Below are 12,611 nucleotides of genomic sequence, written 5' to 3' on the forward strand. Positions count from 1 at the left end.
TCGGCGGCGGCGGGTACACGCCAGACCTAGCGGGGCAAACCGCTCAAGCTATTGAGACCGGTGAATCGCGGCGACTCTTAGGAATGAACCAAATACCGTACGTCAAGGATTCGCCGGGCGTTTTTCTACGCTGTGTATCATCTGGCCTTGATTACGGGGACGGCGTGGCGTTCGCTGTGTCAGTGGAAGCGGCGGTCGACGGACCACCGCGGTGGAGGAGCGTTTGATGAAGGTTTGCGTTGTCGGCACTGGCTATGTCGGGCTCACCACCGGCGTCAGTCTTGCCTTCCTGGGCCACCAGGTCACCTGCGTCGACCTCGACCAGCAGAAGGTCGACATGCTGCGCGCCGGGCACTGCCCGATCTACGAGCCCGGCATGGAGGACCTGCTTGCCGAGGCCGCGGGAAACCTGACCTTCACGACGTCGTACGCCGACGGTGTGCCCGGCGCCGACGTGGTCTTCGTGGCGGTGCAGACGCCGTCGGCCGCCGACGGCTCGCCCGACCTGCGGTACCTGCGCTCGGCCGCCGAAAGCGTCGCCCAGAACCTCGACAACGACTTCACCGTCGTGGTCAACAAGTCGACGGTGCCGATCGGCAGCGGAAACTGGGTCGACGCCATTCTGCGCGACTCGTTCGCACTGCGTGACGACCGGCCCGAGAAGTGCGAATTCTCGGTCGCGTCGAATCCGGAGTTCCTGCGTGAGGGCAATGCCATCCACGACACGCTCTTTCCGGATCGAATCGTCATCGGCTCGGACAATCCGCGCAGCCTCGAGGTGCTCAACCAGCTTTACCGCCCGATCATCAACCAGACGTTCACCGCGCCCAGTTTCGCGCCGCGCCCGGACGACACCACGGCCGTTCCGCTGGTCTCGACCGACCTCGCCTCGGCCGAGCTCATCAAATACGCGGCCAACGCCTTCCTGGCCCTGAAGATCAGCTTCGTGAACGAGATCGGCCAGCTGGCCGGCAAGGTCGGCGCCGACATCACCGAGGTGGCCCGGGGCATCGGCCTCGACCAGCGCATCGGCTCGCGCTTCCTGGAGCCCGGCGTCGGCTGGGGCGGCTCCTGCTTCGGCAAGGACACCAAGGCCCTGATCGCCACCGGCGCCGAGTACAACTACGAGATGCCGATCGTGCGGGCCGCGCGCGACATCAACCAGCGCCAGCGGGCCATCGCCGTCGAGCGCCTCCAGGACGAGCTGCGCATCCTCAAGGGCCGCAAGATCGGCCTGCTCGGCATCGCGTTCAAGCCGAACACCGACGACCTGCGCGACTCGCCGGCCCTCGACATCGCCAACCTGCTGATCGCCCGCGGCGCCCGGGTCCGGCTGCACGACCCGATCGCGGCCGAGCGGTTCCGCAAGGAATACCCCGAAATGGCGCCCTATCTGGCCGAGACCCTCGACGGCGCCTTCGACGACTGCGACGCGGTCGTGCTGGTGACGAAGTGGGCCCAGTACCTCGAACTCGACTGGGGCAAGATGGTCGGCCTCATGCGCCAGCCGATCGTGCTGGACGGCCGCAACGTGCTCGACCGTGACCGGATGACGCGCCTCGGCTTCAAGTACCTGTCGATGGCCGGCTGACCTCAGCCAGCACCGCCTCAACCGAACAGGCCACCCCGCTCTCGTCTATTCGACGATAACCGAGCGGGGTGGCCTCTTTGCGACTAGGGTCTCCCCTAGGCCCTTTATGGGCCATGACCTGCGGTTCTTCCTTAACCGGTTAAGCTGCCCCGTGCATCGCGGCCGTATCGTTATCGAGTCGATCAAGCGGAAATCATTGCGCAACGTGCCGGTTACCTCTTGACTGTTGTCCAAGTAGCGCTTCGGACGGCGGCGTCTTTGGACGCCGGAGGCGCGATTTGACATAGGGAGCGGTATGTTCGGTCAACCTACGAGCCCGCGTTTTCGCCGGGCTGCGCTCGCCAGCGCGCTGAGCGCCGGGCTGGTCTTCAGCCTCGCCGCGTGCGGCGGAGACGATTCCGACAGCGAGGGCGGCACTGACGCGTCGGCGTCGGCCATCGACTGTTCGCCATACACCAAGTTCGGCGACATCAAGGGCAAGACGGTCACGATCTACACGGGCATCGTGACCCCCGAGGACACCCCGCACAAGGAGTCCTACAAGCCCTTCGAGAACTGCACGGGCGCCACCATCAAGTACGAGGGTGACAAGTCCTTCGAGACGCAGATCCTCGTGCGCGCCAAGGCCGGCAACCCGCCGGACCTCGCGATCGTGCCCCAGCCCGGTCTGGTCAAGCAGCTGGTCGCGACCGGCAAGGCCAAGGAGGCCCCGGCCGAGACCGCGGCCAACGTCGACAAGTTCTGGGACAAGGCCTGGAAGGCCTACACCACGATCGACGGCAAGTTCTACGGCGCCCCGCTCGGCGCGAGCGTGAAGTCGCTGGTCTGGTATTCGCCGGCCGAGTTCAAGGACTCCGGCTACACGGTGCCGACCACGCTCACCGAGCTCCAGGCGCTCACCGACAAGATCGTCGCGGACGGCAAGAAGCCGTGGTGCGCCGGCATCAGCAGTGGTGACGCCACCGGCTGGCCGATCACCGACTGGATGGAAGACTTCATGCTCCGGACCGCCGGTCCGGACACGTACGACAAGTGGGTCAACCACACCATCCCGTTCAACGGCCCCGAGGCCACCGCGGCCCTCGACGCGGTCGGCGGCTACCTGAAGAACGACAAGTACGTCAACGGCGGTCTCGGCGACGTCAAGAGCATCGCGACCACCACGTTCCAGGACGCGGGCCTGCCGATCACCCAGGGCACCTGCTCGCTGCACCGCCAGGCCAGCTTCTACGCGGCCAACTTCGACAAGAGCACCAAGGTGGCGGAGGACGGCGACGTGTTCGCCTTCTACCTGCCGGGCAAGGACGCCGACACCAAGCCGGTCCTCGGCGCCGGTGAGTTCGTCGTCGCGTTCGCCGACCGTCCCGAGGTCAAGGCCTTCCAGACCTACCTCTCCTCGGACGTGTGGGCCAACACCAAGGCCAAGCTCTCGTCGGGCTGGGTCACGGCCAACAAGGGCCTCGACCCGAACAACCTGACCAACCCGATCGACAAGCTGGCCGGCACCATCCTGCTCGACCCGAAGGCGACCTTCCGCTTCGACGGCTCGGACCAGATGCCGGCGGCCGTGGGCTCGGACGCGTTCTGGAAGCAGGCGACCAACTGGATCACCGGCCAGGACACGAAGACCACGCTGGACAACATCGAAAAGGCATGGCCTAAGTAGTCACATAGCGTCATCGGGGCCGGTCGGAGATTTCCGACCGGCCCCACTCCCCTTCTTTAGCCAGCCCTGTTCACTCGTCCAGCGCAAAGGAGGTCCGGGTCGCGTGTTCAACACCGCCTCCACCACCCCCGAGAAAATCTTGCAGATGCTCGCGGCGCTGCTTCTCTTCGCCGCGATCCTCGGTGTCATCCTCTTCATCGCCGCCAAGTTCGGCGGACGTCGCGGCGACCGGGTCGTCGCGTGGCTCTACCTGCTGCCGACCGTGTTCCTGCTCGCGTTCGGCCTCGTCTATCCCGGGCTTCGCACGATCTACCAGTCGTTCTTCGACGCGGCCGGCAAGACCTTCATCGGCCTCGACAACTACACCACCATCTTCTCCGACAACGACCAGCTCACGGTCCTGCGGAACACGGTGATCTGGGTCGTCGTCGTGCCCTTCCTGGCCACGGCGATCGGGCTCGTCTACGCGATCCTGGTCGACCGCTCGCGGTTCGAGTCGTTCGCCAAGGCGCTGATCTTCCTGCCGATGTCGATCTCGTTCGTCGCGGCCAGTGTCATCTGGAAGTTCATGTACGAGTACCGCCCCGATCAGGGCAACGTGAAGCAGATCGGCCTGATCAACCAGATCATCGTCTGGCTCGGCGGCAAGCCCATCCAGCTGCTCATCGAATCGCCGCTGAACACGTTCCTGCTCATCGTCGTGATGATCTGGATCCAGGCCGGCTTCGCGATGACGATCCTGTCGGCGGCGATCAAGGCGATCCCGGACGACATCATCGAGGCGGCCCGCCTCGACGGCGTGAACGCGTGGACGATGTTCCGCAACATCACGCTGCCGAGCGTGCAGCCGACCGTGGTCGTGGTGCTGACCACCATCGGCATCGCCACGCTGAAGGTCTTCGACATCGTGCGGACGATGACCGGTGGCCAGTTCAAGACGAGCGTCGTGGCCAACGAGTTCTACAGCCAGACGTTCCGGGCCGACAACCAGGGCCTCGGCGCCGCGCTCGCGGTGCTGCTGTTCATCCTGGTCATCCCGATCGTCGCCTACAACATTCGCACGCTCCGTCGTTCGGAGGCATCATGACCGCGGCGACTCCGACTCCTGTGACATCGACGCCCCCGCTGACTCCGCAGAAGGAGACCGCGGCCGGCATCGCGAAGAAGAAGCTCAGCTCGCCGTGGGCGTCGATCGCGGCGATCGTCCTGGCGGTGCTGTGGACGATCCCGACCTTCGGCCTGCTCGTCTCCTCGTTCCGGCCGGAGCGGGCGATCAAGACGACGGGCTGGTGGACGTTCTTCAGTGACCCGACGGTCACGATGGAGAACTACAAGGCGGTCTTCGGCGAGGAGGGCGGCGTCAACCTGGCGGCGTACTTCGTCAACTCGCTGATGATCTGCATCCCGGCCGTGCTGATCCCGATGGCGCTGGCCACCCTGGCGGCGTACGCCTTCACCTGGATCAACTTCCCGGGCCGCAACTTCCTGTTCATCGTGGTCTTCGCCCTGCAGATCGTCCCGTTGCAGGTCACCCTGATCCCGCTGCTCGAGATCTTCGTGAAGATCGACCTCACCGGCACGTTCTGGACGCTGTGGATCTCCCACTCGGCCTTCGCCCTGCCGCTGGCGATCTACCTGCTGAGCAACTTCATGCGCGAGATCCCGAGCGGCCTGATCGAGGCGGCCCGCATCGACGGGGCCGGCCACGTGTCGATCTTCTTCAAGGTGATGCTGCCGCTGCTGACCCCGGCCCTGGCCGCGTTCGGCATCTTCCAGTTCCTCTGGGTCTGGAACGACCTGCTGGTCGCCCTCGTCTTCGCCGGCGGCGGCGACGAGGTCGCACCGATCACCTTGCAGCTCGCCAACCTGAGCGGCACCCGGGGCACGGCCTGGCAGCTCCTCTCCGCCGGCGCCTTCGTCTCGATCATCGTTCCGGTGGTGGTGTTCCTGCTGCTCCAGCGCTACTTCGTACGAGGTCTGCTGGCCGGCAGCGTCAAGGGCTGAAACCCGCTCCGCACAACGAAGAGGCCGCGCTCCCCACGGGGACGCGGCCTCTTCTATGCTCACCGCCATGATCGATCCGTCTTGGATGGCCGCGTCGGCGGGCGCGGTGTTCGACGTCGACGGGCGGCGTTTCGCGTACGTCCCGGGCGGCACCGTGACGGTCGGCTACGACGCCAACCGCTTCTCCCCCACCCCCGAGCAGGTCGAGGACTACGCGGCCAGCGCCGCCGAGTGGGGCCTGACCGAGGACATCCGCGCGTTCGTCGACCGGATGACCTCGCCGCCGCGCACGGTCACCCTGGCCCCGATGCTGGTCGCGGTCGAGGCCAGGGACGCCGGCCAGTACGCCGTGCCGTCGTACGAGACCGCGGTGGCGCGGCTCGCCGAGGCCGGACAGCGGCTGCTCACGCCGGACGAGTGGGAGTACGCGTGCGGCGCCGGCACGTCGACGCTGTGGCGATGGGGCGACACGAGCCCGCTCGACGACGATCCGTACACGCTGCGGACGGTCCAGTACGAGCCGCACCCCTTCGGCTTGGAGATCGGCCAGGACCCGTACCGCGACGAGCGCACCGCCGACCCGGGCGTGGTCTGCGGAGGCGACGGCGGCAGCATGGTCTGCGGCGGCGCCGGAGCGTTCGTCTCGTGGCTCACCCTGGCCACGTCCTACCGGGATCCCCATCATTGCGCCGCGGTCCGCGACAACACGTACGGCCTCGACGAGATGCTGATCCGGCCGGTCATCCCGCTTCCGGCCTGAGCGGGAACTCGTCGCGCGGCCGCTCCCCGGTGATCGCCTGCCGCAACCGCTCGAACCCGTCACTCAGCGCGACGCGCTCCATCCGCTCGAACGCCGGGAGGTCGACGGTCTTCGTGCCCGGGAGTTCGACCAGGACAACCAGGAAATGTGGACGCCGCATCTGATGGTCGAAAGCCGCCGCCAACTCCAGTTCCTGTCCCTGCCGGATGCCTGCAGGGCCGAGAAGGATGGCGATTGCGTGAGATTGGGCCACCCGTTGACGCATCCTCGATTCCCAACTTCCGAGGAACGGGGCGTCGAAGTGGGATTTGTGAGCGAGCAGGCCCGCCTGACGTAGTTGGCCGACGAGGAGGTCGGCTACGTCCTGGTTACTCTGGTCGAAGCAAAGATAGACGTCATAGTGCCTGGTGTACTCCTTGCCGAGGACCGAGGCGGTCGCGGCCGAGCGGTCACGGGTCAGGTCGGCGCTGGCGTTCATCTGGCGCACGTCGGCCCGCGGCAGCCGGTCCTCGCGGTCGAGCAGGGAGATCCGGACGTTCTCGCAGTCGGGGCAGGCCATGTCGCGGTTGCCGCGGGCCTGCCGGCGCCGTACGAGATCGACCGGCACCCGGTAAGCGCAACCCGGGCACGTGAAGACGCGGTCCCGCTCGACCGACCCGGGAACCGCCCGCGCCTCGAGGTGCTGGCGTACGTACTCCTCGAAGAGAAAACGGGTCTGCTCGCTGGGGGAACCGCTGAAATATACGGTCAGCTCCCCGCGTCCCTCCTGCAACGGGCGGATCCGCAGTCCGCACACCCCACCGACCCGCGCCCGGTAGTCGCTGGCGTCACGCCACATCCCCACGCGCTCGTAGTCGGGCACGTGGCCGAGGCGGACGGCGAGGGTCGCGTACACGCTCTGCACCGCCCCGTCGAACCGGAAGATGATGTCGGCCGCCTCCTGCTCCGGCGAGTCCGGGCGGTCCACCGTCAGCTGTGATGGGAAGACCAGGTCGACACCGTCCGCGGTCGGCTCGCGCAACACCAGGTCGTGCCGCAACAGCTCCTCGACCACCGCGATCAGCAGCAGCCGCTCCTCGGCGGCGGGCAACCGGTCCTCGGCCGGCAGCGGGAAGCGCCCGGCCAGCGCGTCGTCCTCGGCGATGTTGCCCAGCCCGTCCGGCTGATCCCGGGCCGCGATGACCAGAGCCGCCGCGTACGAGTCGAGCAGCTCCGGCCGCAACAGCACGAAATCCCCGAACGACAGGCACCGTACGAGATCCCGCAGCTCCAGGACCCGTACACAGGTCTCGAAGCTCGCCCGCAGCTCTTCCTCGCCGATGCCGGCCGCCCGCGGCCGGAACAAACGGAACAGGTCGGTGGTGGTCGCCATCCGCCGGGAGGCGGCCTCCCGCAGCACGAACGCCTTGATCGACTCGAAGAGGTCGCTGGAGACCGAGCGTGGCAGCGAGGACCAGTCGATGACCTCCCGGATCGCCGCGCTCACCTCGGCGATCCCCTTGCCCTCCCGCGCGCTGGTCTCGAAGTAGCCGGCCAGCCCCAGACCCTCGCGGACGCCGTCCACGCGCACCCGGCCGACCGGCCGGCCGCCGATGTCGGTGCGGGCGGCGACCAGGATCAGCGGCACGTCCGCCCGCAGGCGCATGGCCCGCGCCCAGTAGTGCACGCCGGCGAACGGGTCGATCTCGCTCCGCGAGTCGAACACGATCAGGGCGGCCGCCACCTCGGCCAGGTGCAGCTGATGCACAAGCCGGTAGGCGGGCTGCCCGGCCATGTCCCACAGCAGGATCTCCCGCCGCTCGACACTGCCGTCGGGCCGTTCGACCTCACACGCGCCGAAGGTGCGTACCTTACGCGCGTGGGTCGAGTCGGTCGGCGCATACGGTTCGCCGGCCAGCACCGTCGCCAAGCCGGACTTGCCCACACCGGTGTCGCCGAGCAACACGACTTTGGCGTTGGCGTAGGTGCGCGGCCGCTCCTCGGCGCTGTCGAGTTGGATGAGGCGCGCGTAGTCCACCTCGTACAGCTCGACGCCCGCCGGAGTGATGCTCCGGCGGGCGAGTACGGGCCGGCGGGGCGCGGCGGCGAGGCCGCCGACGAACTCGTGCGTCTCGCCGACCTCCACCACGCCCACCATCTGCCAGGTGTCGGTGCGCCACAGACGGAGCGTGCCGTCCAGGGCGATGGAGAAGAGCAACCGGCCGTCGGTGGAGAATTCCAGGCTCAGCAGACCGGCGGTATGCCCCTCCAGGGAGACGGCCGACAGATTTTCGCTGACGACCCGGACGATCGCGTCCTCCGTGCCGGTCGCGTAAGCGCGCCCGTCCGGTGACCAGGCCGCCCATCGGATGGAGTTCTGGCTGTGAATCCGCAGTAGGGAGCTTTTCGCCAAGGTCACGCCCCCCTGGTGGAGAAAGAGGATCTCCGGACCCGCCGGGGAGTAGATCGCGCCAAGGACGTACCCACCGGCCGGCAGGGATCCGATCCTCGTTCCGTCGCCGACGGCGACGACGTCGACCTGGGCCTCGCCGGCCGCCACCACGATCCGGTCGCCCAACGGCGAGAAGGAGACGACCGGGCGCAGACTCCGGTCCGACTCGTGGGGGATGCTCCAGCGCACCTCGGCACCCCGGCCGTCCCCGCCGACGCGCGCGCAGACGATCCGGTGCTTCTCGACGTAGACGAACACGCCGGGGTCGGTCGGCGACCACGTCACCTGGAAGTAATCCTCGCGCGGCGCCCCGAACGTGAACGCGTGCCGCGCCTCGAAGCCGTCCATCTCCCAGACGTCGCCGCCGAGCCCGGCCGTGGCGAGCCACCGTCCGTCGCACGACCAGGCCAGCGCGGCCACCGCGCGCCCCTCCGGGCTGGGCAGGAACGCCCGCCGTACGAAACCCGGCAGCTCCTCCGTCATGCCTGCACAGTAACGATCGGCCGCCGCGGAGGCGCGGCGGCCGATCGTCGCGTCTACGACTGGCCGCGCGGGCCGTCCGGCGCCAGCGTGTCGACGAACTCGTGCGGGCCGTGCACGTCGGTCGGCCGGCTCGGGGTGCCGGACTTCAACGTGGACACCGCGTCCTTGCCCGCGACGGCGGCCACCTTGTCGTAGGCGGCCTCGCTCAGGGCGTACGCCACCCGGTAGTCATGTTTGGCGAACGCGGCCTTGGCCACGCCGAGCAGGGCGTCCGCCGCGTGCAGGCGGGTGCCGGCCGGGACCGTCGCCGCGAGGCGGTTGGCCGCCTCCCAGTAGGCGGCGGTCAGGAAGCGGTCGCTGTTGTCGCGGTCGAACTGGCTGAAGTCCCAGTTCACGTCGATGTAGCTCATGACCGAGTTGTTCTCGTCACCGGCCCAGACGTAGAAGAAGCCGCCTTCGGGCCCGTAGGCCACGCCGGTCTCGCTGTCGTAGCCGTCGTGCGGATGCGACATGCCCAGGTGGTGGCCCACCTCGTGGATCTGCGTGCTGGTCAGGCCGTAGCCGGACTCCACGATCTCCGGCGAGATGAAGTTGAAGACGTACGACTGATCGCCGGTCACGTAGTCGTCGTCGGCGAAGCCCAGCGCCGGCGAGCCCACGCCGGCGCCCACCGCGTAGTTGAAGACCGACAGCTCGTAGTCGACCCGGCCCTGGTCGTCCTGCGTACGGGCGAGGTTCTCCCGGTTGTAGAGGTAGAGGTTGGCGAACGCGGGATATCCGGTCTCCGGGTAACAGCTCTCGTCCTCGAGCAGGCCGACGTAGCAGGCCTCGGCCTTGGCGTCGTACGGAAGGTCCTGACTGTCGAAACTGAATTTGTTCCGCCACCGCAGCTCACCGAGCTCCCGCAGGAGCAACCCGGGGGTCTGGTAGCGCGCGGAGGCGTCCACGCCGGGCCATCCCTCGTACGTGTTGCTGTCGATGTTGATGCTCTTGGGCGGCTCGGCCGTCGGCAGCTCGACCGGGTAGAGCGGCGAGTTGGTCATGAGCAGGTTCAGCGCCACATAGCGTGTGATCTTGCCGAGGTCGCTGGGGAGGGCGCTCGGCGCGCGGTAGCCGCCCGCCGCGTACTCCCAGATCGGCGGCATCCGGTAGTCGGCGAGGCCGTCACCGTCCACGTCGGGGTTGGTGATGTCGTAGTTACCCGTCCACGACTCCGGCCCGGCCGAGAGGTCGTGGAACCAGACCCGGCGGGTCCGCCCGAGCCCCGTCTCCTCGTCGTCGGCGGTCGTGCCGCCCCAGGCGATCATCTTGCGGCTGTCGCGGTTGGCCCCGAAGTCGTAGCCGGTGTCCGGGTCGGGCTCGCCGGTCTTGGTGTAGACGTGGAACTTGAAGTCGGGCCGCCCGTACCAGTTGACGAAGAAGATCGTGTTGCGCCGGGTGTCCACACCCGACGGCGGGTTCAGCGCGAGCCACTTCTCCACGCTGGGCGCGTCGATCGCGTGATTGCTGGTGATCGTCCTGGTCCGCTTCGGTTGAGCGTTGTAGGCCGTCTGATATTCGGTCAGCGGCGCGGGTTTCGCCATTTTGGTCAACTGCGAGAAGAACCTGTTCTCGTACGATTTATCGGCGTACCGCAGCTTGTAGTCGTACGTGTAGGTGATGCCCAGCTTCTCCACCACGCCGTAGTTCAGCCGGGACCGCACCACCGGCTCGTACTTCTTGGCGAGCTGCCCGGTGAACGCCGCCCGATTCGGCTCGTAGCCGACGAACACCACGTTGACCGGCACTTTCTCGGTCAGGCGGGGCTGACCTCCGGGATTGAGGAACTGGTATTTGTACGTGGGCGAGGCCGCACCCGCCGGCGTCGCGCCCGCACCGACGAGCACAGCGGTCAGCACAACGATGAACACGCTTCTTCGTCTCATCCCGCCACCAGACCATCAACAAAGATCGATGGCAAGCGTCACTCTTTCGGTGATGTTTTCCGGCATCCCTCATCGACGTTTCCGACTTTCCCCAGGTCGCCGCCGCCCAGCGCCTCATCGGCGGCTTGGCCCGACCGCTATAACGGTTCGCATGGAGGCCATCGACCAGCTCAGCGACGACGACCCCGCCGCCGCCCAGCTCCTGTGCGTGTGCGCCGTCCTGCATCCCGCGCCCCTCCCGGTCGACGTCCTCACCCCCGGCCTGCCCACACTCCCCCACCCCCTCGGCGCGGTCACCCCGTCCGCGCTGCCGGCGGTGGTCGAAACCTTGACCACGCACGGCCTGGCCGCCACGGACCCCGGCGGCCTGACCATCCCCGACCCGGTCCGGGACGCGGTCCGGGACGACCTGGGCCCCGAGGCCGTACGGGTCTGCCGCGCCTACGCCGGCACGCTGATCGCCGCCGCCGCGCCGGCCGAGGTCGAGAATCCGAACACGTGGCCTCGCTGGGCGGCCCTGGCCCCGCACCTGATAGCCGCCGACGCCGCCCACAGCACCGACCCGGCCCTGCGCGCCGCCGCCCACCGCCTGGTGGCCTCGCTCCTGCACCGGGGCAAGCCCCGCCCGGCCCGAACCATCGCCGCCGAGCTGCACGCCGCGTGGCGCACCGACCTGGGCCCCGACCACCCCGACACCTTGACCGCGGCCCACGAGCTGGCCCGCGCCTTGCTGGCCGGCGGCGCCCTGCTGCCCGCCCGAGCCCTCCTGGAGGACACCGTCACCCGCATGATCCGCACCCTGGGCCCGTCCCACCCCCAGACGCTGGCCACCGCCGCCACCCGCCGGGGCGCGCTCCTGCGCCTGGGCGGCGCGCCCGGCAAGACCCTGCGCCGCCGCACCTGACATGCTCAGAAAGTTCCTGACATGCCTCGTGCTGGCGGCGACCGCCGGATGCGGCGACGCCCCGAAGCCGCCACCACCAGCCCCCGCCGCACCGTCGCCGTCGCCATCGCCGTCGCCGTCGATTCCCGCGCTGTGGCCCACGGCCGTCGTGGCCGCGATGCCACCGGAGATGGTCAGCCGATACGAAGAGCGACTGGCCGACTTCTACAACGCCGACACCCTGGAAGAGCTACCGGTGTACGTCTGCGTCGCGCTGGCCGTCAACCAGCTGTCATGGCCGTACGAGGACCAGCTGAAGGGCGACGTCGCCACGGTCATGACCCGCGCCGAGGAGTACGACACCCAGACCGCCGCCGGCGTCCGGGTGTACGCCGACCACAACGTCCGGAACGACACGGAGTACATCGACCAGCTGGCGATGGACGACACGGCCCTGGTGCAGCTGTCCCTGGACCACTTCTGCCCGGAGATGACTGCAGCGTGGAAAGACGTGCAGCCGTCGATCCGCAACGCCGTGATCCTGAAAAAGAGGAGGGACGCCAACGAGGCCGAGGACGAATACAACGTGACCCACCCGGCAAGGCGTTTCGCCGACGGCCGCTACACGGTCGGCCGAGAGGCGGGAATGGTCCTGCCCGGCACCTACCGCCTCAAGGGCCCCTTGGCCGACTGCTACTGGGAACGCTCCTCCGGCAGCGGCGAGATCATCAACCACAACTTCGTCACCAACGCCCCCTCCGGGGTGCAGGTCACCGTCCGCGCCGGCGAGGGCTTCACATCGAGAGGCTGCACCGACGACGACAAGAGATGGGAGAGAACCTCCTAACCGGAACGATCTCACTCGTTC

9 protein-coding genes are annotated in these 12,611 nt (G+C 68.1%); 7 read left to right on the top strand and 2 right to left on the bottom strand.

The window, feature by feature from the left end:
* The first annotated feature begins 226 nt into the window (after positions 1 to 226).
* The 5 genes from ACFY36_RS32055 (at position 227) to ACFY36_RS32075 (ending at position 6,021) form a co-directional block, all read left to right on the top strand.
* On the top strand, positions 227 to 1,591 hold the full coding sequence (locus ACFY36_RS32055) for a UDP-glucose dehydrogenase family protein (RefSeq protein ID WP_499749646.1): 1,365 nt from the start codon (positions 227 to 229) through the stop codon (positions 1,589 to 1,591).
* 295 nt (positions 1,592 to 1,886) lie between these two features.
* Positions 1,887 to 3,257 (top strand): ABC transporter substrate-binding protein, encoded by a 1,371-nt coding sequence (locus ACFY36_RS32060; RefSeq protein WP_499749647.1) that lies wholly within the window; start codon positions 1,887 to 1,889, stop codon positions 3,255 to 3,257.
* A 145-nt stretch (positions 3,258 to 3,402) separates the two neighbouring features.
* The gene (locus ACFY36_RS32065; protein ID WP_499749861.1) at positions 3,403 to 4,344 is read left to right on the top strand and encodes a carbohydrate ABC transporter permease; all 942 of its coding nucleotides are present in this window, start codon (positions 3,403 to 3,405) and stop codon (positions 4,342 to 4,344) included.
* Positions 4,341 to 5,261: a carbohydrate ABC transporter permease gene (locus ACFY36_RS32070; RefSeq protein ID WP_499749648.1), complete on the top strand. Its 921-nt coding sequence runs from the start codon at positions 4,341 to 4,343 to the stop codon at positions 5,259 to 5,261. Before ACFY36_RS32065 ends, ACFY36_RS32070 begins: the two co-directional genes overlap by 4 nt.
* Before the next feature lie 67 nt (positions 5,262 to 5,328).
* Positions 5,329 to 6,021 (top strand): hypothetical protein, encoded by a 693-nt coding sequence (locus ACFY36_RS32075; protein ID WP_499749649.1) that lies wholly within the window; start codon positions 5,329 to 5,331, stop codon positions 6,019 to 6,021.
* Here the strand turns inward: ACFY36_RS32075 and ACFY36_RS32080 are convergent.
* Both ACFY36_RS32080 and ACFY36_RS32085 read right to left on the bottom strand, forming a co-directional pair.
* On the bottom strand, positions 6,002 to 8,935 hold the full coding sequence (locus tag ACFY36_RS32080; RefSeq protein WP_499749650.1) for a TIR domain-containing protein: 2,934 nt from the start codon (positions 8,933 to 8,935) through the stop codon (positions 6,002 to 6,004). The two genes, ACFY36_RS32075 and ACFY36_RS32080, sit on opposite strands and share 20 nt — an antisense overlap.
* A gap of 53 nt (positions 8,936 to 8,988) precedes the next feature.
* On the bottom strand, positions 8,989 to 10,860 hold the full coding sequence (locus ACFY36_RS32085) for a hypothetical protein (RefSeq protein WP_499749651.1): 1,872 nt from the start codon (positions 10,858 to 10,860) through the stop codon (positions 8,989 to 8,991).
* A gap of 151 nt (positions 10,861 to 11,011) precedes the next feature.
* Here ACFY36_RS32085 and ACFY36_RS32090 point away from each other — a divergent pair, with 151 nt between their 5' ends.
* Together ACFY36_RS32090 and ACFY36_RS32095 are read left to right on the top strand one after the other, a co-directional pair.
* A complete protein-coding gene (locus tag ACFY36_RS32090; RefSeq protein WP_499749652.1) occupies positions 11,012 to 11,764 on the top strand; it encodes a tetratricopeptide repeat protein in 753 nt (250 codons plus the stop codon).
* Between the two features lies 1 nt (position 11,765).
* Positions 11,766 to 12,590 (top strand): Rv1352/Rv1906c domain-containing protein, encoded by an 825-nt coding sequence (locus tag ACFY36_RS32095; RefSeq protein ID WP_499749653.1) that lies wholly within the window; start codon positions 11,766 to 11,768, stop codon positions 12,588 to 12,590.
* The last annotated feature ends 21 nt before the right edge of the window (positions 12,591 to 12,611 follow it).

It is taken from the genome of Actinoplanes sp. NPDC000266, assembly GCF_042899005.1.
In the GTDB taxonomy this organism is placed as follows: domain Bacteria; phylum Actinomycetota; class Actinomycetes; order Mycobacteriales; family Micromonosporaceae; genus Actinoplanes.